Origin of the sequence: Sphaerisporangium siamense (assembly GCF_014205275.1) — a bacterium.
In the GTDB taxonomy this organism is placed as follows: domain Bacteria; phylum Actinomycetota; class Actinomycetes; order Streptosporangiales; family Streptosporangiaceae; genus Sphaerisporangium; species Sphaerisporangium siamense.
Genome location: NZ_JACHND010000001.1, coordinates 4,279,829 through 4,306,027 on the forward strand (window position 1 = coordinate 4,279,829; position 26,199 = coordinate 4,306,027).

A 26,199-nucleotide genomic window follows, 5' to 3' on the forward strand; every position below is an offset into this window, starting at 1 on the left:
GGACTGCAGGCGTGAGCGAGCTTGATGAGGTGCTGCGGGCGCTGACCGAAGAAGGCGAGGAGCTCGACCGTGTGGTCGCCGGGCTCGAGCCTTCGCAGTGGAACCTGCCCACCCCCGCCCCCGGATGGACGATCGCCGACCAGGTCGCGCACCTGACCTTCATCTTCGGCCTCGCCAGGACCGCCGCCGAGGACGCCGAGACGTTCAAGGCGCTGGTCGCGGGCGCGGAGAAGGACTTCAACGGCGCGGTCAACGCCGCGCTCGGCCTGTTCGCCGGCGACAGCCCCGAGACGCTGCTGGCCAAGTGGCGCGGCGAGCGCGCCGACGTCGTGACCGCCCTCGCCGCCGTGCCGGCGGGGCAGGTCGTGCCGTGGCTGGTCAACCCGCTGCCGCCGGTCATCCTGGCCTGCGCCGGCATCATGGAGCAGTTCGCGCACGGCCAGGACATCCTGGACGCGCTCGGCGTGCGGCGCCGGTACACCGACCGCATCAAGCACCTGGTGGTCTTCGCCGTCCTCACCAAGGACTTCGGCTACCTGTCGCGCGGCCTCACCCCGCCCGCCACCGAGTTCCGCTTCGAGCTCACCGCCCCCTCGGGCGAGCTGTGGGCGTTCGGACCCGAGGACGCCACGCAGCGGATCACCGGCCCGGCCGCGGACTTCTGCCTGCTCGCGACCCGCCGCCGGCACCGCGACGACCTCGCCGTCGTCGCCACCGGCGAGGAGGCCGACCACTGGCTGGACATCGCCCAGTGCTACCGGGGCCCCGCGGGCGAGGGCCGCAGGCCCGGCCAGTTCGCCGTCGCCCAGGTCTGACCGGGCACCGCGGAAAGAATGGCAACCGTCATGGTCCCGGGCGAGGTCTGATGCATCCCGCCACGCTGCGCCGCGTCACGATCATGGGGAGCGGCCTGATCGGGACCTCCATCGGGCTGGCGCTGCGGCGCTCCGGCGTCCTCGTCGCGCTGTCCGACCGCGACGAGGACGTCGTCGCCAAGGCCGAGATGATGGGCGCCGGCGTCGCGCTGACGCCCGGCGACCCCCCGGCCGACGTCGTCCTCATCGCCACCCCGCCGTCCATCGTCGCCAAGGTCCTGCGCGACGCGCAGTCCCGCGGGCTCGGCGCCGCCTACACCGACGTCGCCAGCACCAAGGCCGGCATCGTCGCCGAGGCCGAGCGCGCGGGATGCGACCTTTCGACCTACGTCCCCGGGCATCCGATGGGGGGCCGCGAGCTGTCGGGGCCGTTCGCCGCGCGGGCGGACCTGTTCGCCGGACGGCCCTGGCTGCTGTGCCCGCACCCGACCACGCCGCCCGGCCCGCTCGCCCTGGTCGCCGAGCTGGCCACGGCCTGCGGCGCGGCGCCCGAGGTGATCGAGGCCCGCGCGCACGACCAGATCGTGGCCACGGTCTCGCACGTGCCGCACCTGGTGTCGGCCGCGCTCGCCGCCCGGTTCTGCGCCGCCGACGACACCACCTTGTCGCTGGTCGGCAAGGGGCTGCAGGACACCACGCGGATCGCCACCGGCGATCCCGGCCTGTGGTCGGACATCCTCGCGCAGAACGCCGACGCCGTCGCCGCCGTGCTCGACGAGGTGGTGGGCGACCTCACCGAGGCCGTGCGCGCCCTGCGCGGGCTGGAACACGGCGGCCACGGCCGGCTGTCCGAGCTGCTGACCAGGGGAAACCGAGGACGCGAGCACATCGTCCGCGGCCATCGCGCCGCCTCTCGCGTCTGACCGCCGCCCTCCTCCCACGCCACCCGGAGGAGGGCGGCCTTTTTCATGCCCGGGGAGAACGGCTCCCGCGCCGGGGAAGGGACGGCTCTCCCGTGGCGGGAGGACGAGAAGGCTCCGTTGACCGGAGGGGAACGCGGAAACGCCCGGCCGGATGAGGCGGGGGCCTCATCCGGCCGGGCGCGAAGTTCACCCGGCGGGCGCGGTCAGTGGGCGCCGGCCCCGGCGGGGACCTGGGCGGTGAGCCGGACCGGAAGGGTGCGGTGGCCGTTCATGATGAACGTCGGCAGCGGCTGCAGCTCCTCGCGCGAGACGGCGAGGGACAGCTCGGGGTAGCGCTCGAACAGCGTCGACAGCCCGATCTCCGCGACCATGCGCGCGATGCCGGCGCCGAGGCAGAAGTGCGGGCCGTGGCCGAAGGACAGGTGCTCCTTGTCGGCGCGGGTGATGTCGAAGTCGCCGGCGGTGTCGCCGTGCAGCTCCGGGTCGCGGCCGACCGCGCTGTAGTTGACGAGGATCGGGTCGCCCTTGGGGATGGTGACGCCGTCCAGCTCGATGTCCTCGACGGCGTAGCGCAGCGGGAGCTGGGCGAGGGGCGACTCCACGCGCAGGACCTCGTCGATGACGTCGTCCCAGGTGGCGCGGCCGCTCTTGACCAGTTCGAGCTGCTCGGGGTGGGTCAGCAGCGCGGTGATGGCGTTGTCGAAGAAGTTGATCGTCGTCTCCGAGCCGGCGCCGAGGATCGCGAAGATCGTGTCGGTCAGCTCGTCCTCGCTCAGCCGCGAGCCGTCCTCCTCGCGGGCGGCGATGAGGTCGGTGGTGATGTCCTCGCCGGGGTTGGCGCGCTTGGAGGCGATCAGCTCGGCCATCGCCTGACGCCAGCCGCCGAGGATCTCGGCCGCCTGCTCCGGGCTGACGGTCGTGTCGATCATCATCTCGATGACCTTGGCCGTCTTGGCCAGGGCCTCCTGAGACATCCCGATCAGCTCGGCGACGATCAGGGCGGGCAGCGGGTAGGCGAAGCGCTCGCGCAGGTCGACGACCTCGCCGGGCGGGGTCGCGGCCAGCGCGTCGAGGAGCTGACCGGTGAGCTCGACGACGCGGGGGCGGATCGCCTCGGTGCGGCGGCGGGTGAACGCCTTGCCGACCAGCTTGCGCAGGCGGACGTGCTCCTTGCCGTAGGCGGTGACCATGTTGTCCATGGCGACCCAGCTGATCATCTCCCAGTCCGGGGGGATCTCGCCGTTGATGAAGGCCGGCCAGTGGTTGCGGGCGCTCTTGGTCACTCGCGGGTCGGTGAGCAGGTCCCTGATGACGGCGTGGCTGTTGATCGACCACGCCTGGACGCCGCCGGGCAGCTCCACCAGGGTCGCGGGGCCCGCCGCGCGCAGCCTGTCCGCCTCGGCGTGGATGTCTTTCCCTGTGGTGTCGAGGGCGACGGGGCAGCGTTCTACCATCTGAGGTTCTCCCATGATCTCGTCGGAGAGATTGATCAGGATGCCGGCCTGCCAATGCTGAATATTGGTGATTCGGCTCGCTCGCCGGAGGACGCCTGTCGGCCGCCGTATTGGTAATCGCCCGTGCATCCGTGACTGTATGCTGTAATAATACGTCGCCGCGGCCTGCCGCAATAGGGATGCGGAGGCCGCGGAAAGGTATTCAGCAATTCAGAAGAGGAATGGCGCTTCCGGCGTCGCGTCGCATTCTGAGAGAAGAATGAGCGCATAATGCGAGAAAGGCCGCGCAATTCTGGAGAAGACATTCTCCCGCGTGCGGCCTCCCGGGGCGGGCTCCCCGGGCGCGGAAACGCCGAGAGCCACCTCCGCCGGGTGGCGGGGGTGGCTCTCGGGTGGCGCGGGGCGTCGCGCCGGGGATGTCAGCCCGTGGTGACCTGGACGGCAGGCGGGGAGGGCTCGGAGCCGGCGGCCGCCTCGCCGGACTCCTCGGCGCCGCCGCCGTGACCGTGGTCGCCGCTCGGGTTCACGTGCCGCAGCGCGACCGCCGCGAGCACCGCGAGCAGGACGGCGAGGCCCGCGCTCACCGCGGCGCCCGAGTTGAGCGCCGAGGTGAACGCCTCGCGCGCCGCCGCCAGCAGGCCCGCCCCGGTGGCGCCGGGCAGGTCGGCGGCGACGTGGACGGCGCTCGCGATGCTCTCGCTCGCGGTGGCCGCCGCCTGGGCGGGCACGCCCGCCGGGATCGCGTCGCTGATCTGCGCTCCGTAGACCGCGGTGCCGACGCTACCGATGGCCGCGATGCCGAGCGCGATGCCGAGCTCGCCGCCGGTCTCCGACAGCGACGCCGCCGACCCGGCCTTCTCCGGGGGCGCGGAGGCCATGATCAGCCCGGTGCCGAGGCCCGCCATCGGGCCCGCGCCGAGCGCGGAGACGTAGATGCCGGCCACCAGCAGGCCGATGCCGGTGGAGTTGTCGACCTGGGTCACAAGCGCGTAGCCGATCGCCATGACGAGCAGGCCGCCCGCGATGGTGTAGGCGGGGCGCACCTTGCGGGCGATGATCGGGGCGAGCTGCAGGCCGAGGACCGTGGCCACGGTGCCGGGCACCAGCCAGAGGCCCGCGCGCAGCGGGGACAGCCCCTCGACCGTCTGCAGGTACAGGTTGATCAGCAGGAACGTGCCGCTCATGACGCCGCCGAAGACCATGATGATCAGCGCGGCGCTGAAGGACCGGTTGCCGAACAGGCGCAGGTCGAGCAGCGGGTGCTCCAGGGTGCGCTGCCTGCGGATGAACAGCAGGCCGACGACGACGCCCACCGCGATGGCGACGAGCGAGGTGGCCTGCACGCCGCTCTTGGCGAGCTCCTTGAGGCCGTAGATGAGGGGCAGGATCGTGGCCAGCGACATGATCACGCTGAGCACGTCCACCTTGCCGGCGTTCGGGTCGCGGTACTCGGGCAGCAGTCGCGGCCCGGCCACCAGGAGCAGGCCCATGACCGGCACGCTGAGCAGGAACACCGAGCCCCACCAGAAGTTCTCCAGCAGCACGCCGCCGACGACGGGGCCGATGGCCATGCCGCCCATGAAGCAGCTCATCCACACGGCGATGGCCGTGCCCATCTGCTTGGGGTCGCGGAACATGTTGCTGAGCAGGGCGAGCGTGGAGGGCATGAGCGTGGCGCCGGTGATGCCCATGAGCGCGCGGGTGGCGATCAGCATCTCGGCGCCGGTGGAGTAGGCCGCCGCCACCGAGGCCAGCGCGAACAGGCCCGCGCCGATCATCAGCAGCCTGCGGCGGCCGATCCGGTCGCCGAGGGTGCCCATGGTGACCAGGCAGCCGGCGATGAGGAACCCGTAGATGTCGGTGATCCACAGCAGCTGGGTGCTGCCGGCGTCGAGGTCGGCGCTGAGCTGGGGCAGCGCCAGGTACAACACGCTCGAGTCCAGAGCGAGCAGCAGGGTGGGCAGGGCCAGAACCGCAAGCCCGATCCACTCGCGCCGTCCCGCCTTGACACCGGACCCGGCGTCGGCGATCGCATCCATCAAAGATCCTTCCGTCTGTTCTGTCCGGGCCGTTGTGACGACATCAGCTCGCTATCGCGACATTTTTTGTCAATGCATAAGGGCTCAGCTCAAGTCTTACCAGCCGAGATCTCGTTCGGGCTTCTCTCAGATTGCGGAAATCGAACCGTGACCGGCGGCGGCCGGGGGCGAGGGAGTTGGGTGTCCGCGCAGGTCAACGGCCATGGCGGGCCGCTGGGGGAGGGTGGGGAAAGCGGCTTTTCCCGTGCCTGGCGGTAAGGATGGTCAAGTATCCTGTTTGGGACGTCTGGCACCCTGGTTATTGACATCACAAATCCGGCTTCCAAGCGACAAATCCGCATGTTTCCCGGCGGCCATGACGCGCAATGCCGGAGATGCGCCGCCCGCGCGCGCGGTGTGACGCTGACGGCATGCCGATCCCTCACGACGCGGTCGTCTTCGACTGCGACGGCACCCTGGTCGACACCGAGACCGCGTGGAACGACGCCTACCGCGACCTCTTCGCGCGGTACGGCGTGCCCCTCGACCCCGTCGCCCGCACGCGGCTGGTGGGCCTGCAGCTCGCCGAGCTGGGCGAGGAACTGGCCTACCTGCTCGGCCGCCCCGCGCCGCCCGAGGAGCTGGGCCGCGCCGTGTACGAGATGGTGTGCGACGGCACGACCGCGCCCGGCACGATCGTGCCCATGCCGGGCGCGGTCGAGCTGGTCACCGCCCTGCACGGCACCCGGCCGCTCGCCATCGCGACCAACACGCCCGTGGAGATCGTCACCGGGTACCTGCGCCGCGCGGGCATCCACGACGCGTTCGACGCGGTCGTGGACTTCGCGGCGGCCGGGGCGGCCAAGCCGTCGCCGCTGCCGTACCTGCGCGCGTGCGCCGAGCTCGGCGTGCACCCCGGCCGGGCCATCGCCGTCGAGGACTCACGCAACGGCACAGTCGCCGCGCGGGCGGCGGGCATGTTCGTGGTCGGGGTCCCGTCCCACCCCGAGATCGGCCTGGAGGCCGACCTGGTCGCCGCCGGCCTGCGCGACCCCCGCGTCTGGCTGACCTTCGGCGTGCCCGTCGCGCTCCTGGACCGGCCCGCGCCGGGCGCCGCCGGCTCCAGCGTCCCATAAAAGGGCGTTTTTCCCGCAAATCAGGCATTAACCCAGATATGGGCAATGTTCTCGATATACGGGATGTGGTCCAGTAGATTCTGAGCCCTCAACGCGGGCGGAACGCGGTCCATGGGATCGCGTCGGGGGAGTGCTTTCGCCTCGGCGTTTCAGCGTGGGGCGAGGAGCGGGCGATGGGGATCGATCATGCCGGGGGTCGGGAGGGCGCGCGCGTCCTCCCGAAAGGCGTTCACTATATTTTTCAGGTCGTCGACGCCGCGGCGGCCGAACGGGCGGACGGCCGCCGTATTCCCGTCGTTCTCATCACCCGTGAGCACGGTCCCGGCGGGCCTGAGACGGCGGGCGCGGAAACGGCGCAGTCGTGGCTGGTCTCGGCGTACCGCGACCGCCTCTGCCGCAAGCGCGGGCCGGGCCGGGAGGGCCTGGACAGCCTCGTCCCGCACGCCTACGTCGACGACGCCGCGCTCGGCGCCCCGGAAGAGCCGCACATCGCCCTGGTCGAGAGCGTCCGTGACCAGCTCAGGCGCTCGATGGGGGGAAGCGGCGTGCTGCGCTTCCCCTGCCTCGACCCGTGCCTGACGATCCTGCGCGCCGAAGTGGGCGTGGGCTCGGGGAAGAGCACCCTGCTGCGCGACAAGCTGTACGCCGACTACAAGGCCGGGCACTCCTGGCTCGACTGGCTGCCCGAGCTCGCGACCGCCGTCGGAAAGCAGGCCCCCTCGGGGGGATGGCTGGACGTGGTGCGGATCCCCGCGTCCCGGCTGGTCCGGCGGGTGTACATGAAGCGGCTCCGCCGCAGGCACCGCTGGCTCGAAGGCGTGCTCCAGGCCCCCGGCGGCGACTTCCTCGGCACGGCGCTGGAGATCGTCAAGGACGGCCCCCAGCGGGGCAACGAACCGCTCGTCCAGCGGATCCTGCTGATGGCGCTCATGCGCGACCTCGCCAAGGCCGTGCGCGGACCATGGCCGGGGTGGCTGTGGGGCCGGCGCCGCCCGGGACGGCCCTGGCCGTTCGTCCTCCTGCTCGGCACGGTGGGCGACCTCGGCACGCCGAGCCGCGCGTTCCTCGACCGGTACACCGACCTCGCGCGGACCGAGGACCCCGCCCCGCTGATGATCCTCGGAGCGCTCACCGGGGAGGTCCCGCCCTATGCCGTCCCGGTCGTCCCCGACGTGGCCGCGACGCCGCCGGGGCCCGGGCGCACCGCGGCGATGCACCTCGCCGACCGGCTGTCGGTCCTGTACGCGGGCGCCGAGACCGCCGGCGTCCATGTCGTGCCGCTGTCCGCGGAGCCGGACGAGGGCATGGACGCCGACTGGCTCCGGGCGAACCCGAAGGTCGTGCCGCCGCGCGTCCGGCGCCGCGCGAGGATGCGTCCGTACCTGCCCGTCGCCGTCGCGGCCGTGCTGCTGCTCGCGGCGTCGACGCTCGTCCTGCTCCCCGGACCGGCCCCGTCGGCGGCCCCGTCCGCGGCCTCCGTGAAACCGCCCTCGTGCCGGAAGACCAAGACCACCGACGAGATCGTCGGGGTGACCGACGGCCTGCGGTGCACGCTGGCCGGGCCGCGGGACACCGTGCTGCGGGAGCTGGAGCGGATCGCCGGGGAACAGAACAAGGCCCTCACGCCCGGCCGGGCCTACCGGTCGGTGGTCTTCCTCGCCCCCCTCACCAACGCGCGGGAGAACGACAACGCGGTGCCGTCCGGCATTCCGGGCCTGCGCGGCGCGCTGCTCGCGCAGCGGCGGATCAACAAGGCCCAGGCCCGGCGGATGCCGGTCCGGCTGCTCATCGCCAACGCCGGAGAGCAGTTCACCTACGGGTCGGACTGGTCGAAGGACCGCGAGGGCATCGACGTCGCCCAGATGATCATCGACGCCGCGGCGGAGGAGCACGTCGCGGGCGTCGTCGGCATCACGCAGAGCCGGGACGAGTCGCTGCAGGCGGCGCGCGAGCTGGACCGGGCGCAGATCCCCGTCATCGCGACGGGCACCGTGGGCAGCAGGATGGTGGACTTCGACGCCCCGCCGCGGTACTTCCAGGTGTCGCCGACCAACGACCGGATCGCCAGGGTGCTTGCCGATTTCGCGGTGAACTCCGAGGATCTGCGGAAGCACACCGGGCCGGGGCCGGCCACCGCGGTCGTCGTCCACGACCCGGCGGACGAGTTCTTCAGCGAAGACCTCGCCGACAAGTTCGGCGCGCGGTACACCGAGGCCGGCGGCGACGTCAGGAAGATCGCCTACCTGGAGAAGGGCAATGACAGGAACACCACCGACGTCGCCGAGGAGATCTGCCACACGGTCAGGGCCACGAACGGCTTCGTCCTGTACGCGGGGCGTTCGGGCGTGATGCCCAACCTGTTCCGCGCCATGCAGGGCTCACCTCTGTGCGAGAAGAGGAAGGGCACGATCGCGGTCCTGGCCGAGAGCGTCGATCCGGATCTCATCACCGCACCCGAGCGCATGGGGCGCGAGTACCCGTACCTGACGATGTTCTACTCGTCCTCCAACCCCATCGACGACGGGGACCGCAAGCACGCCTACACCAGGTTCTCCCTGGACTTCCGCGACATGTTCCACCGGGACGACCCCGACATCGAGGCCGCGGGCGGGTTCGACGCGCTGAACGTGCTCTCCGAGGTGATCAACGCGGTCTACACCGCCCATTCCGACGGCGACGTCCGCCCGAGCGACGTGTACACGCACCTGCGCAACACCGGGATCACCCATCTGGGCGCGACCGGCAGGCTGAGGCTGGACGGCCGCCACAACTACCCGCCGGACAAGGCCGTCTACATCCGTGAGATCGACCCGCGGGGGCGCATCCTGCCGCGCCTCGCCTGCGGGATCCTGCACAACACCGACGTGGCCACCACCTGGGGGCCGAAGGGCCGCCCGCACCCCTGCCCGCGCGACCCGTGAGCCCGTTGCGGCGCCCGGGGGAGGACCGTCACCAGCCCGAGCGGATGGTGGCGACGATGTGGGCGCGGTCCTCCTCGGTGAGCCACCAGCCGACGGGGACGTGCACGACCCGGTCGTGCACGGCGTCCAGGTTGGGCAGCGTCTCGGCGGCGTCCGGCGGCAGGCAGGTGTGGGTGTCGTTGCGCCGGACCACCGCGCTCGCCGTGATGCCGGCGTCCGCCAGCTTCCTGATGAAGTCGGCGCGCCGCTCCACCTTCACCGGGTACAGCCAGAACGACGACTCCTCGCCCTCGGGCCGCGCGGTCGGCTCCAGGCCCGGCACGCCCGCGAGGTGCTCGTCGAAGTGGGCGGCGTTGCGGCGGTGCAGCGCCACCCGGTCGGCGACGGTCTCCAGGTTGGCCAGGCCGATGGCCGCGGCGATCTCGCCGAGGTAGAAGTTGTAGCCCCATTCGGGCACGTCGTAGTCGCCGTTGACCCGGTCGGCGCGCCGGTCGATGCCGAAGAACCGCAGGCGCAGCGCACGGCGCAGCGACTCCTCGTCCGGCGTGACCAGCATGCCGCCCGCGCCGCACGCCAGGTGCTTGGTGGCGTGGAAGCTGAACACGCAGTAGTTGCCGTGGTTGCCGAGCGGCGTGCCGCGCAGGGTGGTGCCCCACGCCTGCGCGCAGTCCTCGATGACGGCCGGGCGGAACCCGTGGGCCGCCTCGGCGTCGTCCAGGACGCGCGCCAGCCGCTCGACGTCGACCGGGTGCCCGGCCCAGTGGACGACCATGATGGCGCGGGTGGCCGGCGAGATCTTCTTGGCCAGGTCGTCCAGGTCCATGTTGAGCGTGCCCGGGTCCACGTCCACCCAGCGGACGTGGAAGCCGTTGGCGAGGATGGCCCAGTTGGTGGCCTCGAAGGTGAGGGCCGTGGTGAGCACCTCGCCACGGTCGCCGTCCGCCGGCGGGTTCGAGCCGGGGGGAGCGGTCGCGAGCCGCAGGGCCAGGTGCAGGCCGGAGGTCCCGTTGTTGACGGTCGCCAGGTGCGGGGTGCCGACGCGGGCGCGCAGGGCGTCCTCGAACTCCTCGACCCGCGGCCCGTGCCCGAGCACGGCGGTGCCGATGACCTCGCGCACCCGGTCGGCGGCGTCCGGCGCCAGCGCGACCTTGAACAGGGGGATCATGCCGTCCCTCACCTCAGGATCACCGTCAGGTCAGTGCCGGATGCCGACGAACAGCCCGCGGCCCGCCAGGATGTCGCCGGGCTCGACGTACTCCACGGTGCACCCCGCGCGCAGGAACGCCGCCTCGTACTCGGCGGGCGAGAACAGGGTGAAGATCTGCACGTGCTCGAAGTGCCGCACGCCCGCGGAGTCGGCCACGACGTAGTGGGCCTGCTGGTGGACGGCGTCGCCGTGCCGCACCGACCGGGCGATGCGGGCGACCGTGCGGCCCTCGGTCCGGATGACGTCGTCGCCGATGTGCCCGTCGATGAACTTGTGGGGGAAGTACCACGGCTCGACGATGAGCACGCCGCCGGGGGAGACGTGCCCGGCCATGGCGGACACCGCGGCGTCCAGCTCCGCGGTGCTGCGCATGTAGCCGACCGTGCTGTACATGCTGGTCACGGCGTCGAAGGTGCGGCCGAGGCGGAAGTCGCGGATGTCGCCGGGATGGACGAGCACGCCGGGCAGCTTCTCGGCCGCCGCCGCGCGCATCGTGTCCGACAGCTCGACGCCCTCGACGTGGTCGAAGACGGTCCGCAGCGTGCGCAGGTGCTCACCGGTGCCGCAGGCGACGTCGACCAGCGAGTTCGCGTCGGCCTTGCGCGCGCGGATCAGGTCGACGAGGATCCGCGCCTCGCGCGCGTAGTCCTTGCCGCGGCCCTGGTAGAGGAGGTCGTAGACCTCGCTGACCTCCGGCGCGTAGACGTTGGTGTCTCGCACGGACAAATCTGTGGTCATCGGCGTCTCCCCAGGGGTCGGCACGGAGGGCCCGGTGGCGGGTCCGCCCTGAGCCTCCCGCTCCGGCGCCGCGGCGCGCATCTTCTGTCGTGCGGATCTTCGGCGCCCGCGCGGCACGGCGAACACGGCGTGCACCACGGCATTTCCGGAGAAGGTTCGCGAAGGCCCGGCGGTTAGCCTGAGCCTCATGCAGAGTAGCTGTCGGATTTGCGGCGGAGTGGTGCTGAAATCCATCGACCTCGGGCAGCAGCCCCGTGGCAACGGATTCCTGCTCCCGCGCGATGTCGAGAACGAGCTGACCTTCCACCTGACGATGGGACTGTGCGGCTCGTGCACGATGGCCCAGCTACAGGGCGAGGTCCCCCAGGAGCTCCGGTACCACGAGTCCTACCCCTACCACGCGTCGGTGTCGGCCGTGCACCGCGAGCACTTCGAGGGGAACGCGCGCTACTTCCTGGAGCACGAGCTGACGGGTCCCGACCCGTTCATCGTCGAGATCGGCAGCAACGACGGGGTCATGCTCGCCACGATCGCGCAGGCCGGCGTCCGCCACCTCGGCGTCGAGCCGTCCAAGGAGGTCGCCGAGCTGTCCATGGCCCGGGGCGTCCGCGTCCTGTCGGAGTTCTTCGACGAGACGACGGCGACCAAGATCCGCCTGGAGCACGGGCCCGCCGACGTCATCTTCGGCGCCAACTGCATCGCCCACATCGCCCACCTGGCGTCGGTGTGCCGCGGGGTGGAGTCGCTGCTCGGGCCGGACGGGGTGTTCGTCTTCGAGGAGCCGTACTTCGGCGCCGTCGTCGACAACACCGCCTTCGACATGATCTACGACGAGCACTCGTTCTACTTCGCCGTCCGCTCCATCAAGGCGATGGCCGAGCGGTTCGGCCTGGAGCTCGTCAACGCCGAGCCGCTCCCGTTGCACGGCGGCACGATGCGCTACACGCTCGGGCGGCCCGGCATGCGCACCCCCGCCCCGGCGGTGGCGGAGTTCCTGGACGAGGAGCGCGCCCGCGGCCTCGGTGAGCACGAGACGCTGCTGCGGTTCTCCGCCCGCGTGGAGCGCATCCGCGACGACCTGAACGCCCTGCTCGCGCGGATCCGCGCCGAGGGCCACCGGGTCGTCGGCTACGGCGCCCCCGCCAAGACCACCACGGTGACCAACTACTGCGGCATCGGGCCCGACCAGATCCCGTACGTGGTGGACAACACCCCGGCCAAACAGGGCCGTCTGGTGCCCGGCACCCACATCCCGGTGCTGCCGCCTTCGGCGTTCCACGAGGACTACCCCGAGTACGCCCTCCTGTTCGCCTGGAACCACGCCGAAGAGATCATGGCCAAGGAGACCGCGTTCCGCGACCGCGGCGGCCGGTGGATCCTCTACGTGCCGGACGTCCACGTCCTGTGACCCCTCCCACGCAGGCCGGCCGCCCGTGACGGCGGTCGGCCTCGTGTGGTCTCCGCCGCGGCGGTCAGTCAGCAATCGGGGAGATGCGGCGAGCGCGGCGAGGCGCGAATCATACGCCTAGATAGTCCTATTTCTCGCGGGCCACAGAGTGGAAAGGCCGGGGCGGCCCCGGCGCGGTGCGCGGTGAATAGGGGGCCGAGGAATCACGGTCGAGGCCGGTGAGCGGTTCTCCGCTCGAAGTCCGAGCACCGTAGGCCACCGGCCAGGACCATCTAGGAAAGAGGAGCCCTCATTTGTCCGCGGAAACGTCTTCCATCGAGGTCAAGCCTCCCGAGGAGCGTCAGCGCGACCTTCCCGCGCTGACGGGGATGCGCATCATCGCCGCGCTTCTCGTCTTCCTCAGCCACGTCGTCTACCCGATGACCACGGGGAACCAGAACCCCACCACCCCGTTCAAGGACGCGGGCGTCACCGAGAACCTCGTCTGGTTCTTCTCGCCGGGCGGCTCGATCGGCGTCTCGTTCTTCTTCATCCTCAGCGGTTTCGTCATCACCTGGTCCTCGCGGCCGGGCCGCTCGACCGGCGCCTACTACCGCCGCCGCGTCGTGAAGATCCTGCCCAACCACGTGGTGACCTGGGGCCTGGCGATGCTGCTGTTCGCCGCCTCCTACACCCCCGCGTACGGGCTGCTGAACCTCATCCTGGTGAACGCGTACTCGCCCGACCCGATGAACTGGGGCGGCGCGAACATGCCGGCCTGGTCGCTGTGCTCGGAGATGCTGTTCTACCTGCTGTTCCCGCTGCTGATCATCCCGATCAGGAAGATCCGCGACGGCCACCTGTGGGCGTGGGCCGCCGTCGCCGTCGCGGCCATGGCCGCCGTCGGCGTCGTCACGCTGACGCTGGTGCCGGACGCGCCGGTCTTCCCCGGCGACGTGCTGTCGCTCAACCAGTTCTGGTTCGTCTACATGTTCCCGCCGGTCCGGCTGTTCGAGTTCGTCTTCGGCATGATCCTGGCCCGCATCGTCCTGCGGGGCCGCTGGCCGCGGATCGGCTTCGTCCCCGTCGCGGCCCTGCTGGTGCTCGGGTACGCGGCGGCGCTGTACCTGCCGCCGCCGTGGAACCTCACCCTGGCCACCTCGATCCCGTTCGGCCTGGCCATCGGCACGTTCGCCAAGGCCAACGCCGAGGGCAGGCGCACGGTCATGGGCTCGCGCCCGATGGTGTGGCTCGGCAACGTGTCGTTCGGGTTCTACATGACCCAGGCCCTGGTGCTGTTCTGGCTGGTGCCGACGGTGCTCGGCACGTGGGCCTCCTTCAACGTCCTCGGCGGCACGCTGCTCGTCCTCGCCTACACCGGCGTCAACGTCGTCGCCGGCTGGCTGCTGTGGAAGTTCGTCGAGACGCCCGCGATGAAGTACCTGAGCCGGTCCAGGAAGCGGCCGGCGGACGGTCCCCCCGCCGCCTCCGCGCAGGAGCCGCGGGTCTCCGCCCAGACCACCCCGGCCTGATCCCACCCCGTCCCCACAGCGTCCACACAAAGGGAGTGGCGTACCGGACAGGTACGCCACTCCTTCTTTCTTCTCCCGCGATCCGCCGCGGCGGTCCGTCAGGAGGCGCCGCTGTCGGGCAGGGCCAGCCACCACGGGTTGGCGCGGGACCACTCGATGGTCCGGACGAGCCCGTCCTGCAGGCTCGTCGCCGGCTCCCAGCCCAGCACCCGGCGGGCCTTGGCGTTGTCGGGCACGCGCCGGGTCAGGTCCTCGTACGACGCTCCGTACGTCTCACGCGTGTCCACGGCCAGGGTCTCGACGTCGGCCTCGGCCAGCTTGGCGATCAGTGCGATCGCGTCGCCCACCGCGGTCTCCGTCATCGAGCCGAGGTTGAACGACTCGCCCACCGCCTCGGGGCTTGCCGCCGCCAGCAGCGTGCCCTCCACGGCGTCGCCCACGTAGGTGAAGCACCGGGTCTGGCGCCCCTGGTCGTAGGTGACCACGGGCCGCCCGTTGAGCGCGCGGTGCACGTTGCGGCTCACGATGTAGGCGGGACGCTGGCCGGGGCCGTAGGCGTTGAAGTACCGCACGATCGTGACGGGCAGCCCGTGCTGGCGGCCGAACGCGTAGGTGAGGTGCTCGGTCAGCGCCTTGGCCGAGGAGTAGGTCCAGCGGTCCACCGACGTCGGGCCGAGCACCCGGTCGCCGTCCTCGGTCCAGGGCACCACGGGGTTCTTGCCGAAGACCTCGCTGGTGCTGGCCACCACCACCCGGGCCCCGGCGCGCGCGGCGAGCTCCAGCACGTTGCGCGTGCCGCCGAAGTTGATGTCGATGACGTCCAGCGGCCGCGCCAGGTACTGGTCCACGCCGACGACCGCGGCCAGGTGGTAGACGACGTCCACGCCCGGCCTGATCGCCTCGGCGAGCCGGTCGAGGTCGCGGATGTCGCCCTGGACGTGCCGGACCTGCTCCCAGTCCCGGCGCCGGTGCGCGGGGAGCGGGCCGGCGTCGAAGGTCGTCACCTCGTCGCCGCGGCGGAGGAGCCGCTCGACCAGGTGCCCGCCGATGAAGCCGGAGCCGCCGGTCACGACGGCGCGCGTGGCGCTCACCGGCCGATCCCCCGGTAGACGTAGCCGAGCTCGCGCAGCGAGGCGATCTTCTCCGCGGGGTAGTACGCCCGGCCGTCCAGCACCAGGCACGACGGCGAGACGGGCAGCGCGGCGAAGTCGATCTCGCGGAACTGCTGGTGCAGGGTCATCAGGGCCAGGCAGTCGGCGCCCTCGACGGCCTCGCGCAGGGTCGCGACCGGCTTGAGGTCGAACAGCTCCTCGGCCTGCACGGGGTCCACCAGCGGGTCGTAGAGGCGCACCTTGGCGCCGGCCTTGCGCAGCGCGTTGACGGCCGCCTCGACCGGGGTGGCGCGCAGGTCGCCGGTGTCGCTCTTGAACGCCAGGCCCAGCACGGCCACGGTGGACTTCGCCGGGTCCTTGCCGAGCCGCTGGAGCTCCTCGGCGATGAGCTGCGCGCTGTACTCGGGCATCCCGGCGTTGACCTCGCGGCCGATCGGCGCGGTCAGGATCTCAAGACCCCGCTCGCGCGCCGAGCGCCAGACCATCCACGGGTCCTTGACCAGGCACGACCCACCGACGCCCACGCTCGGCAGCAAGATGTTCACCTTGCCCGCGCCCTTCGGCACGGTGTTGGCGGCCGCGATCACGTCCAGGACGTCCACCTCGAACAGCGCGCAGAACTTGGCCAGCTCGTTGGCCAGCGCGATGTTGAGGTCGATCCACCAGTTGTCGGCGAGCTTGACGATCTCGGCGGACTCCGGGGACGGCAGCGGGACGACCTTCACCTCGAAGGTCCTGCGCCAGAACGCGGCGGCGGCCTCGGTGCTGTCGTCGTCCATGCCGCCGACCACGATGGGCAGCTTGCGCAGCTCGCGCAGCGCGGTGCCCTCGGCGAAGCGCTCGGGGGTGAAGGCCAGGCCGAAGTCGTCGCCCTGGAGGAGCCCGCCGCGCTCCAGCAGCGGGAGCACCAGCTCGCGGGTGGTGCCCGGCGGCACCGTGCTCTTCAGCACGACGAGCTGGCCGGCGCGCAGGTGGCGGCTCACCTCGGTGCACGCGCCGCGGAGCTGGCCGTCCACGAGGGAGCCGTCCTCGCGGACCGGCGTGCCCACGGCGATGATGACCACGTCGGCGGCGGTCAGCGCGGCGTAGTCGGTGGTGACCCGGAGCCGGCCCGCGGCCATCGAGGTGAAGAGGAGGTCGGCGAGCCCCTCCTCGTGGTAACGGCAGTGGCGCGCGGTGAGCTCGTCGACCAGACGGGCATCATTGTCCACGCCGATGACCTCGCAGCCGTGGTCCGCCAGGATCGCGGCGAAGCAGGAGCCGACATATCCAAGGCCGACAATGGCGACTTTAGGCTCCCGGTGCTCAGGTAGAAAACGCATGTACGCTCCCGTCGAGAGAATTGGGACTCCATCACGGGGGTCGAGGCGCGCATGGCGACCCCGCATCCGGTCCGGAACGCCCCGAGGGTCGACCCCTCTCACCCCACATGGTCAGCCCGCCTCGTTACGCACGGCATCTCCTGAAATGCGAGACGGTAACGCGCGGCCCCGGCGCGCGGAAAACGCGCGCGGTATTCCGGAGAATCCACCGCATTTATGCTTTCGCGCACCGCAATCCAGGAGATGCGGCGGGTGAGGCGGGCCGCAGATGCTGTGGAGGTGAACGCCGGGCGGGTATTTCCCCCGCCCGTTCCCCTGAAGGTTTCCTCGCGGGAGAGCGGCCGTCGCGGCCCTCCTCGATTCGTCTCCGGCCGCCGCGGGCGGGGCGGCCGCGGGCGGGGCGGCCGACACCCGCCCGGCGGAGCGACCGCCCCGCACGTCCGCCGAGACCGTCCAGCACCGTCGATCCGAGGAGTAGAGACCGGAGATGAACGACCACAAGGCACTGATCCTCGACGAGGTCCGCAAGTTCCACCAGGACACCCAGACCGACAAGGGGTTCGTGCCGGGCGTCACCGAGATCTGGCCCACCGGCGCGGTGCACGACGTGGAGGACCGGGTCGCCCTGGTCGAGGCGGCGCTGGACCTGCGCGTCGCCGCCGGCACGCGGGCACGCAAGTTCGAGTCGCTGTTCGCGCGCAAGATGAAGCGCCGCAAGGCGCACCTGACCACCTCGGGCTCCTCGGCCAACCTGCTGGCCGTCTCCGCCCTGACCTCGCCCAAGCTGCAGGAGATGCGGCTGCGCCCCGGCGACGAGATCATCACGGTCGCGGCGGCGTTCCCGACGACGGTCAGCCCGATCCTCCAGAACGGCCTCGTGCCGGTCTTCGTCGACGTCGAGCTCGGCACCTACAACCCGACCGTCGAGAAGGTCGCGGCGGCGATCGGGCCGAAGACCAAGGCCATCATGATCGCGCACGCGGTCGGCAACCCGTTCGACGTCGTGGACATGGCCGCCCTCGCCGACGAGCACGACATGTTCCTCATCGAGGACAACTGCGACGCCGTCGGCTCGTTCTACGACGGCGAGCCGACCGGCTCGTTCGGCGACCTGTCCACCGTGAGCTTCTACCCGGCCCACCACATGACGATGGGCGAGGGCGGCTGCGTGCTGACCTCCAACCTCGCGCTGTCGCGCATCGTGGAGTCCCTGCGCGACTGGGGCCGCGACTGCTGGTGCGAGCCCGGCGAGAGCAACACCTGCCTCAAGCGCTTCAGCTACCAGATGGGCACGCTGCCCGCCGGCTACGACCACAAGTACATCTACTCGCACGTCGGCTACAACCTGAAGGCGACCGAGCTGCAGGCCGCCCTCGGCCTCAGCCAGCTCAACAAGGTGGACGACTTCTGCGCGGCCCGCCGCCGCAACTGGCGCCACCTGCACGACGGCCTGGAGGGCACGCGCCACCTGATCCTGCCCGAGGCCACGCCGCGCAGCGACCCGAGCTGGTACGGCTTCGTCATCACGGTCGACCCCGCGGCGCCGTTCCAGGCCTCCGAGCTGATCGCCTTCCTGGAGGACCGCAAGATCGGCACCCGGCGGCTGTTCGGCGGCAACCTGCTGCGCCACCCCGCCTACATGGAGCAGCCGCACCGCGTGGTCGGCGAGCTGACCAACACCGACATCATCACCACCCAGACCTTCCACGTCGGGGTCTACCCGGGCCTGACCGACGAGATGATCGAATACGTCGTCTCCTCCATCAAGGAGTTCGTGGAGGCACGTGGATAGGCGCGCCGCGTCCACCCCCGACCGACCGTGACGTCCTGAACCCCAAGGAGACGAACCGATGCGCGTGATGCTCACCGTCTGGCCGCAGATGTGCCACCTGTACCCGGTGATCCCGTACGCCCAGGCGTTGCAGAACGCCGGGCACGAGGTGGTCGTCGCCGGCCCTCCCGGCGCCGTCGAGCACGTCGTGGCCGCCGGGCTGACGGCCGTCGTGACCCGCGGCGACGAGGCCCCCCAGTCCGCGCAGGACTGGTCGCGCGACGACCTCGTGACCGACCACGCCGAGCTGGCCCGCCTCGCCGACGCGCTCGGGGTCACGCCCGCCGACCGCGACAACTGGGATGTCTTCTACCAGTTCCTGCTGTTCGGCGTGAAGTTCCACCTGCCGCCGCGGCCGAGCGCCGACAACCTGAGCCTTGTCGAGTTCGCCCGCGCCTGGCAGCCCGACCTCGTCCTGTGGGACCCGTGGTTCCCGGCCGGCGCCGTGGCCGCCCGCGCCAGCGGCGCCGCGCACGCCCGCATCCTGATGGCCCCCGACTACAGCGGCTGGGCCGTCCAGCGGTTCGCCGACGCCCGCGCCGCGGGCACGCACGAGTCGAACCCGCTGGCCGCGGCGATGCGGCCCCTCGCCGAGCGGTACGGCGTCGAGGTGGACGACGAGCTGCTGCTCGGCCAGTGGACGATCGACCCCATGCCCGAGGGCATGCGCCTGCCGGTCGACACCTCCTCCCTGCCCGTCCGCTGGATCCCCTACAACGGCGGCGGCGAGAAGCCCGAGTGGCTGTACCGGCGGCCGGAGCGGCCCCGCGTGGCGCTGTCGGTCGGGGTGTCGACGCGGCTGTACTTCAAGGGCGAGTGGCGCACCCCGAAGATCTTCGACGCGGTGGCCGACCTGGACATCGAGCTGGTGGCGACGCTGAACAAGGACCAGCTCGAAGGCGTCACCAAGATCCCCGCCAACGTGCGCACGGTCGACTACGTCCCCCTGGTGCAGCTCCTGCCGACCTGCTCGCTGAGCATCAACCACGGCTCCAGCGGCACCTTCTGGACCTCGGTCGCGGCGAACCTGCCGCAGCTCGTCGGCGACACCGACGAGCGCCAGGGGCAGGCCATCACCGGCGAGGGCGAGGACGCCCAGTTCGTCATCCCCGAGCGGCACATCCTGTCCAAGCTCGCCGCCAAGTACATCGTCGACAACGGCGCCGGCCTGCGCCTGGACCACCAGACGCAGTCGGTCGACGAGATCCGCAATGCGATCGTCAAGCTGCTGGAGGACCCCTCCTTCACGGACGGCGCGAACTCCGTCCACGACGAGTGGCTGGCCAAGCCGACGCCCGCGGGCATCGTCGCGGACCTGGAGAAGCTGACCGCCCGGAACCGGCGGCGCGGCTAGGACGCCGGAGAGCCAGAAGAGAGCCAGGAGAGACAGTCGATGAAGGCTCTGGTGTTGGCGGGCGGGTCCGGCACCCGCCTGCGGCCCTTCAGCTACTCCATGCCCAAGCAGCTCATCCCGATCGCCGGCAAGCCCGTGCTGGAGTACGTGCTGGAGAACATCCGCGACCTCGGCGTCACCGAGATCGGCGTGATCGTCGGCGAACGCTCCCACGAGATCGCCGAGGTCATCGGGGACGGCGCGCGCTTCGGCGCGCGGGTCACCTACATCCGGCAGGACCGGCCGCTCGGGCTGGCGCACTGCGTCACGCTGGCGCGCGGCTTCCTCGGCGAGGACGACTTCGTCATGTACCTCGGCGACAACATGCTGCCCGACGGCGTCGCCGCCATCGCCGAGGACTTCCTGGCCGCGCGCCCGGCGGCGCAGGTGGTGGTGCGCCGGGTGGCCGACCCCCGGGCGTTCGGCGTCGTGGAGGTCGACTCCACCGGCGCCGTGCGGGGGCTGGCCGAGAAGCCGGAGCACCCGCGCAGCGACCTCGCCATGCTCGGCGTCTACTTCTTCACCCCGGCGATCCACGAGGCGGTCGCGGCCATCGGCCCGAGCGCCCGGGGCGAGCTGGAGATCACCGACGCCGTGCAGTGGCTGCTGAGCGACGGGGCCGAGGTCAAGGCCAGCGAGTACCACGGGTACTGGAAGGACACCGGCCAGATCGAGGACGTGCTGGCCTGCAACCGCAGGCTGCTCGGCGGCCTGACCCCCGCCGTCCACGGCGACGTGGACGAGGCCAGCGTCGTCCAGGGGCGGGTCGTGGTGGAGCCGGGGGCGCGCGTGGTGCGCTCCCGGCTCGTCGGACCGGCCGTCGTCGGCGCGGGCACCGTCGTGGAGGACAGCCACATCGGGCCGGGCACCTCGGTCGGCCGCGGCTGCGTGCTGCGCGGCACCCGCATGGCCGACTCCATCGTGATGGACGGCGCCTCGATCTCGCAGGTGTCCGGGCTCACCGGCTCGCTGATCGGCCGCTCGGCCGTCGTCGGCCCCGCCGCCGCGGACCCGGCCGCCTACGGCGAGGCGCGCCACGTCCTGGTCGTCGGCGACCACACCCGCGTCGAGATCGCCGCCTGACGCCGGCGCCGCGTCACGCGGACGCGGGGCGGTAGGACAGGACGGCCACGCCGGAGTCGAACGTGGTGGCCTCGGCCAGCTCCAGCAGGGCCTTGCCGCCCTCGCGCACGATCTGCGTGCCGGGGGCGGTGGTCCCGACCAGGACGGGGTGGAACCAGATCTCCAGCTCGTCGAGCAGCCCGTGTTCGAGCAGGGTGTGGGCCAGGCGGCCGACGCCGTAGATGAGGATGCCGCCGCCCGGCTCCTCCTTCAGGGCGCGGACGCGCGCGACGACGTCCTCGCGGATGACGGTGACCGGGCCCCACTCGGTCTTCTCGATGGTCGTGGAGACCACGTACTTCGGCAGGGTGTTCATCCGGTGCGCGAAGCCCTCCAGGCCCGGCCGCTCGGGCATGGTGGGCCACGCCTGGGCGAAGCCCTCGTAGGTCAGCCTGCCGAGCAGCAGGGTGTCGCTGGCGAACAGCGTGTCCCGGGCCCGCTTGGCGGCCTGCTCGTTGAAGTAGGGCACCGACCATTCGGGGTTCTCGATGACGCCGTCCAGCGAGGCGTACACGACGGCGGTGATCTTGCGGGACAAGCGAACCTCCATGAGCGGATTTCTCGTGAGATGGGGTGGCGTGCGGCCGTCGGGCCGATCACGCGCGACGGCCGGCCCCGATCGCGCACCGCCGGACGCGGCGGTGCGCGATCGGTGACCGGCCGTCTGGGAGGACGGGGCCGTGGCGGCCTCAGGTGAGGTGCTTGGTGACCAGGGCGGAGATGGGGGCGATGGTGGTGTAGTCGCCGGGGGTGAAGCGGGTCTTGGTGACGGCGAAGGCGATGTTGTTGGTGAGGTCGGCGTCGGCGACGCTGCCGCCGGCGCCGGGCCAGCCGATGATGGTGGCTTCGGCGGGGGCGTCGGGGACGGGGCGGCCGATGGAGTAGCCGAGGGCGTATTGGGTGGGCATGCCGAAGATCTGGTCGGTGTCGGCGACGGCGACCTGGGAGATCTCCTTGAGTCGCTGGTCGGAGATCAGGGTGGTGCCGTGGAGCTGGCCGGCGAGGGCGGCGTAGACCTTGGCGACGCCGCGGGCGGTCATGGTGCCGCCGGCGGGGATGTCGGCGGTGAGGTAGTCGTCGCGGTTGCACAGCTCGGCCGACAGTTGGACGGCGGGGGGTGCGATTTTGAAGAAGGTGGGCATCATGGCGCGCAGTTGTTCCATGTCGATCTGCGGGCCGACCTGCTCCAGGCGGGCGACGCGGGAGAGTTCCTCGGTGGGGACGCCGAGGTAGATTTCGCGCTGGAGGCCGAGGGGGGTGGCGATTTTGTCGTGGAGGACTTTGGAGATGGGGTCGCCGGTGGCGCGGCGGACGATTTCGCCGAGGATGTAGCCGAAGGTCTGGGGGTGGTAGCCGACCTTGGTGCCGGGTTCCCACCAGGGCTGGGTGTCGGCGATGGCGGTGGTGATCTTGTCCCAGTCGAGCAGGTCGTCGGCGGTGGAGTCCTCGGGGACGCCGGGGACGCCGACGGTGAAGGCCAGGGCGTGGCGGATGGTGGCGTCCTGCTTGCCGTGGGCGGCGAATTCGGGCCAGATCTGGGCGATGGGGGTGTCGTAGTCCAGGACGCCTTGCTCGGCGAGCACGTGGATGAGGGTGCTGGTGAGGGATTTGCCGGTGGAGGCGACGTAGACGGGGGTGTCGCTGGTCAGCGGTCGGTCGGTGGCGGGGTCGGTGCCGGCGACGGCGTCCACGACCAGGTCGCCGTCCTTGTACACGGCGACCTGCAGTCCCCGCTCGGCTCCGGACTCGACCAGCTCGTCGATGGTCTTCTGCACTTCCTGCTGAAGGTCGCTCATCACTGTCCTTCTGATGGTGGATGTCGGGCAGCGCATGCCGGCGCGGGCCGGCAGCGGGATCGTCGGTACCGAGCGAAAATTCTCCCTTGCCGGGACCTCTCACAATTTTCTACCGATGGCCGTCAACCGACAACGCGACGCCGATAGACAGCATTCTCGAAGAAGAATGCCGGAGGCCCGGCGTGGAGCTTTCCCTGGTCAGCATGACGCAATGTCCTCAGGGCCGCCGTGCGGCCCTGAGGCGGTACCGGTGCGGTAGGGGTGACCCCTGAACCGTGCATAAGCCACATTCCTCCTCATCTATTCCGGTCCTGCGTTTTCCCGGCGCGACGCCGACCTTGACAGTGCCCCGCGGGCGATCTATAGGCCGTCGAATCCGGCCGAATCATCAACTTCCAGCGTGTGAACGCGCAGGAAACGCCTGCCGTCATACCCGCGGAACAGGCGTGCGGCCCCGGAAGAGAACGCAGCATTCCAAAAGATGCACCGGGAAGTCCCGCGGCGTGACGATAACGCGGTGAGGACCGGCGAATCCCGCTATCCCTCGCGGTGAATCCCTTATCGACATAAGCGGACGCGCGGTGGGCGGCGGGCGCCGGCGCCGTGCTGAATCCGGACCGCCTGCCCGGCCATTGGCCTCGGTAAGTCCAGCAGCCAGGCGTGCCGCCGGGCTGAAAACCGCCTATACACGAAATAGGTGCTCCAATGCGTCCATTCAAAATCGAGATCCCACAGGCCGACCTCGACGACCTCAAGCGGAGAATCGCCGGCACGCGCTGGCCCGACGAATTGCCGGGCGTCGGCTGGGAGCGCGGTGTTCCCGTCGGCTACCTCAAGGAACTGGCCGAATACTGGCGCTCCGGCTACGACTGGCGCGCGGCCGAGGAGAAGCTGAACCGCTTCCCGCAGTACATCACCGAGATCGACGGCGCCGACGTGCACTTCCTGCACGTCCGCTCGCCCGAGCCCGGCGCCACCCCGCTGATCATCACGCACGGCTGGCCCGGCTCGTTCGTCGAGTTCATCGACGTCATCGGCCCGCTCACCGACCCGCGCGCCCACGGCGGCGACCCGGCCGACGCCTTCCACGTGGTCATCCCGTCGATCCCCGGCCACGGCTTCTCGTCCCCGCTCACCCAGACCGGCTGGGACGTCCCCCGCGTCGCGCGGGCGTGGGCCGAGCTGATGAGCCGCCTCGGCTACGACCGCTACATCGCCCAGGGCGGCGACTGGGGCAAGGTCATCTCGCTGCAGCTCGGCCTCGTGGACCCCGAGCACGTCGCGGGCGTCCACATCAACATGCTGGTCACCTTCCCGCCGAGCGAGGCGGCCATCGCCGAGCTGAACGCCGAGGACATGACCCGGCTCCAGCACGGCGGCCACTTCCAGCAGGACGGCACCGGCTGGCAGAAGATCCAGTCCACCCGCCCGCAGACCCTGGCCTACGCGCTCACCGACTCCCCGGTCGGCCAGCTCGCCTGGATCACCGAGAAGTTCTACGAGTGGACCGCCTCGGAGAACTCCCCGGAGGAGGCGGTGGACCGCGACGACCTGCTGACCAACGTCACCCTCTACTGGCTGACCGCGACCGCCGGCTCCTCGGCGCAGTTCTACCGCGAGTCCTCCTACGGCGACGCCGCCTTCGCCCAGACCTGGGGCGGCCCCTGGCCGCTGACCATGCCGGCCGCCGTCGCGGTCTTCCCCGGCGACGCCACCCGGCCGATCCGCAGCTGGGGCGAGAAGGTCATCCCGTCCATCACCCGGTGGACGGAGTTCGAGAAGGGCGGCCACTTCGCCGCCATGGAGCAGCCCGAGCTGCTCGTCGGTGACGTCCGCGCCTTCGCCCGCTCGCTCGTCCGCGAGCCGGCCCGGGCCTGACCAGGCGACGTTGAGCACGAGAGAGGTGAGGTGACCGTCATGGCAGACCTTGCAGGAAACCCGGTAGGAAACCGCGCGGTCGTTCTCGGCGGGAGCATGGCGGGCCTGCTGGCGGCGCGCGTGCTGTCGGAGTCGTACGCCGAGGTGCTGATCGTCGACCGCGACAAGCTGATCGGGGTGACCACCGCGCGGCGCGGGGTGCCCCAGGGTCGTCACGTGCACGGACTGCTCGCCCGCGGGCAGCAGATCCTCGAAGAGCTGTTCCCCGGCTTCACCCAGCGGACCATCGCCGCGGGCGTCCCCACCGGCGACCTCGGCACGCTGCGCTGGTACTTCAACGGCGTGCGCCTCAAGCCGCGCGCGACCGGCCTGCTGTGCGTGTCGGCGGCCCGCCCGGTGCTGGAGGCCCACGTCCGCGAGGGCGTGCAGGCCCTGCCGAACGTCCGCTTCGTCGAGGAGACCGACATCGCCGGCCTCGTCGCCACGCCCGAGGGCGACCGGGTCACCGGCGTCCGCGTGCAGCGGCACGGCGGCGGCGCGGCCGAGGAGACCATCGAGGCCGACCTGGTGGTCGACGCCACCGGCCGCGGCTCGCGCACGCCCGTCTGGCTGGAGGAGCTCGGCTACGAGCGTCCCGAAGAGTCGCAGATCAAGGTCAACCTGACGTACACGAGCGGGCAGTTCCGGCTGCGCGACGAGAGCATCCTCAACGGCGACCTCTCGATCAACCCGGTGTCCTCGCCGTCGCACCCGCGCGGCGCGTTCTTCTCCCGGATCGAGAACGGCAAGTCCGCGCTGTCGCTGACCGGCGTCCTCGGCGACGCCGCGCCGACCGACCGCGAAGGCTTCATGGACTTCGTCAAGTCGCTGCCGGTGCCGGACATCTACGACGTCATCAAGGACGCCGAGCCGCTGGACGACCTGGTCGCGTTCAAGTACCCGGCGAGCGTCCGGCGCCACTACGAGCGGCTGGAGCGCTTCCCCGAGCGCCTGCTCGTGCTCGGCGACGCCGCGTGCAGCTTCAACCCGGTGTACGGCCAGGGCATGACCGTCGCCGCGCTCGAAGCCCTCACGCTGCGCGACCACCTCCGGCGCGGCGTGCCGGACCCCAAGGCGTTCCTCACGGACATCTCGAACGTCATCGAGGTGCCGTGGGGCGTCTCGGCCGGCGGTGACCTCGCCTACGAGGAGGTCGAGGCGCCCCGCCCGCCGATGGTGCGCATCATGAACAACTACATGGCGATGCTCCAGGCGTCCGCGACCCGCGACGGCGCCATCACCAGGACGTTCATGCGCGTCGCCGGGCTCGTCGACTCCCCGCAGGACCTGATGAGCCCCGACATGATGTTCCGCGTCATCTGGAACGCCAAGCCGGATCCGCAGCCCAGCGCGCCGAACTGGCAGGCCTCCCGGCCGGAGCTGGCGGGCCGGGTTCCCGTTCCCGCCTGATCGAAACGGGACCCCGGACGGTCCGGCGGGCGGGACGGACGCTCCCGCCCGCCGGACCTCTTCGCGTCTCCCGGGAGCCTCTTCGCGTCCCGGGAAAGACCGCACGCAGGAAGATGCGCGCACGACACGGGGCTGCCAGGCTGGTCGGCCCAGCCGCGTCCGCGC

At 71.2% G+C, this 26,199-nt stretch carries 19 protein-coding genes; 11 read left to right on the plus strand and 8 right to left on the minus strand.

Annotation, left to right across the window (positions count from 1 at the left end; translation table 11 throughout):
- Positions 1-11: 11 nt before the first annotated feature.
- A complete protein-coding gene (locus tag BJ982_RS19730; protein ID WP_184882157.1) occupies positions 12-815 on the plus strand; it encodes a TIGR03084 family metal-binding protein in 804 nt (267 codons plus the stop codon).
- 50 nt (positions 816-865) lie between these two features.
- On the plus strand, positions 866-1,738 hold the full coding sequence (locus BJ982_RS19735; RefSeq protein WP_184882159.1) for a prephenate dehydrogenase: 873 nt from the start codon (positions 866-868) through the stop codon (positions 1,736-1,738).
- 203 nt (positions 1,739-1,941) lie between these two features.
- Here the strand turns inward: BJ982_RS19735 and BJ982_RS19740 are convergent, their stop codons facing one another.
- Together BJ982_RS19740 and BJ982_RS19745 are read right to left on the minus strand one after the other, a co-directional pair.
- Positions 1,942-3,192, minus strand: coding sequence for a cytochrome P450 family protein (locus tag BJ982_RS19740; protein ID WP_184882161.1), 1,251 nt, complete (start codon positions 3,190-3,192; stop codon positions 1,942-1,944).
- A 419-nt stretch (positions 3,193-3,611) separates the two neighbouring features.
- Positions 3,612-5,231, minus strand: a complete 1,620-nt coding sequence (locus BJ982_RS19745; RefSeq protein WP_184882163.1) for an MFS transporter — start codon at positions 5,229-5,231, stop codon at positions 3,612-3,614.
- A gap of 410 nt (positions 5,232-5,641) precedes the next feature.
- Between BJ982_RS19745 and BJ982_RS19750 the strand changes: the two genes are divergently transcribed.
- Both BJ982_RS19750 and BJ982_RS19755 read left to right on the plus strand, forming a co-directional pair.
- Complete coding sequence (locus tag BJ982_RS19750) at positions 5,642-6,346, plus strand: HAD family hydrolase (RefSeq protein ID WP_184882164.1); 705 nt, start codon at positions 5,642-5,644, stop codon at positions 6,344-6,346.
- A 173-nt stretch (positions 6,347-6,519) separates the two neighbouring features.
- Positions 6,520-9,267, plus strand: a complete 2,748-nt coding sequence (locus tag BJ982_RS19755; protein WP_184882166.1) for an ABC transporter substrate-binding protein — start codon at positions 6,520-6,522, stop codon at positions 9,265-9,267.
- 28 nt (positions 9,268-9,295) lie between these two features.
- Here BJ982_RS19755 and BJ982_RS19760 read toward each other — a convergent pair whose 3' ends face one another.
- On the minus strand, positions 9,296-10,432 hold the full coding sequence (locus tag BJ982_RS19760; RefSeq protein ID WP_184882168.1) for a DegT/DnrJ/EryC1/StrS family aminotransferase: 1,137 nt from the start codon (positions 10,430-10,432) through the stop codon (positions 9,296-9,298).
- Between the two features lie 30 nt (positions 10,433-10,462).
- Complete coding sequence (locus BJ982_RS19765; protein WP_184882170.1) at positions 10,463-11,212, minus strand: class I SAM-dependent methyltransferase; 750 nt, start codon at positions 11,210-11,212, stop codon at positions 10,463-10,465.
- Positions 11,213-11,399: 187 nt separating this feature from the next.
- Between BJ982_RS19765 and BJ982_RS19770 the strand changes: the two genes are divergently transcribed.
- Entirely contained in the window at positions 11,400-12,620 is a 1,221-nt protein-coding gene (locus tag BJ982_RS19770; RefSeq protein ID WP_184882172.1) for a class I SAM-dependent methyltransferase, read from the plus strand.
- Between the two features lie 293 nt (positions 12,621-12,913).
- Entirely contained in the window at positions 12,914-14,131 is a 1,218-nt protein-coding gene (locus BJ982_RS19775; RefSeq protein ID WP_184882174.1) for an acyltransferase family protein, read from the plus strand.
- Between the two features lie 98 nt (positions 14,132-14,229).
- Here the strand turns inward: BJ982_RS19775 and BJ982_RS19780 are convergent, their stop codons facing one another.
- The gene (locus BJ982_RS19780; RefSeq protein WP_184882176.1) at positions 14,230-15,222 is read right to left on the minus strand and encodes an NAD-dependent epimerase/dehydratase family protein; all 993 of its coding nucleotides are present in this window, start codon (positions 15,220-15,222) and stop codon (positions 14,230-14,232) included.
- Positions 15,219-16,565, minus strand: coding sequence for a nucleotide sugar dehydrogenase (locus BJ982_RS19785; RefSeq protein ID WP_184882178.1), 1,347 nt, complete (start codon positions 16,563-16,565; stop codon positions 15,219-15,221). Before BJ982_RS19785 ends, BJ982_RS19780 begins: the two co-directional genes overlap by 4 nt.
- Positions 16,566-17,052: 487 nt before the next feature.
- Here BJ982_RS19785 and rfbH point away from each other — a divergent pair, with 487 nt between their 5' ends.
- From rfbH to BJ982_RS19800, 3 genes are read left to right on the plus strand one after another with little or no spacing between them, the layout of a single operon-like run.
- Positions 17,053-18,357 (plus strand): lipopolysaccharide biosynthesis protein RfbH, encoded by a 1,305-nt coding sequence (gene rfbH / locus BJ982_RS19790; RefSeq protein ID WP_184882180.1) that lies wholly within the window; start codon positions 17,053-17,055, stop codon positions 18,355-18,357.
- Between the two features lie 58 nt (positions 18,358-18,415).
- The gene (locus BJ982_RS19795) at positions 18,416-19,750 is read left to right on the plus strand and encodes a nucleotide disphospho-sugar-binding domain-containing protein (protein ID WP_184882182.1); all 1,335 of its coding nucleotides are present in this window, start codon (positions 18,416-18,418) and stop codon (positions 19,748-19,750) included.
- 39 nt (positions 19,751-19,789) lie between these two features.
- Entirely contained in the window at positions 19,790-20,872 is a 1,083-nt protein-coding gene (locus tag BJ982_RS19800) for a glucose-1-phosphate thymidylyltransferase (protein ID WP_184882184.1), read from the plus strand.
- Between the two features lie 13 nt (positions 20,873-20,885).
- Here BJ982_RS19800 and BJ982_RS19805 read toward each other — a convergent pair whose 3' ends face one another.
- Complete coding sequence (locus BJ982_RS19805) at positions 20,886-21,449, minus strand: dihydrofolate reductase family protein (protein WP_203959438.1); 564 nt, start codon at positions 21,447-21,449, stop codon at positions 20,886-20,888.
- 151 nt (positions 21,450-21,600) lie between these two features.
- A complete protein-coding gene (locus tag BJ982_RS19810) occupies positions 21,601-22,707 on the minus strand; it encodes a serine hydrolase domain-containing protein (RefSeq protein WP_184882188.1) in 1,107 nt (368 codons plus the stop codon).
- Between the two features lie 705 nt (positions 22,708-23,412).
- On the opposite strand from BJ982_RS19810, the gene BJ982_RS19815 reads away from it, so the two are divergent.
- Both BJ982_RS19815 and BJ982_RS19820 read left to right on the plus strand, forming a co-directional pair.
- The gene (locus BJ982_RS19815) at positions 23,413-24,585 is read left to right on the plus strand and encodes an epoxide hydrolase family protein (RefSeq protein WP_184882190.1); all 1,173 of its coding nucleotides are present in this window, start codon (positions 23,413-23,415) and stop codon (positions 24,583-24,585) included.
- Positions 24,586-24,624: 39 nt separating this feature from the next.
- Positions 24,625-26,034: an FAD-dependent oxidoreductase gene (locus tag BJ982_RS19820; RefSeq protein WP_184882193.1), complete on the plus strand. Its 1,410-nt coding sequence runs from the start codon at positions 24,625-24,627 to the stop codon at positions 26,032-26,034.
- The last annotated feature ends 165 nt before the right edge of the window (positions 26,035-26,199 follow it).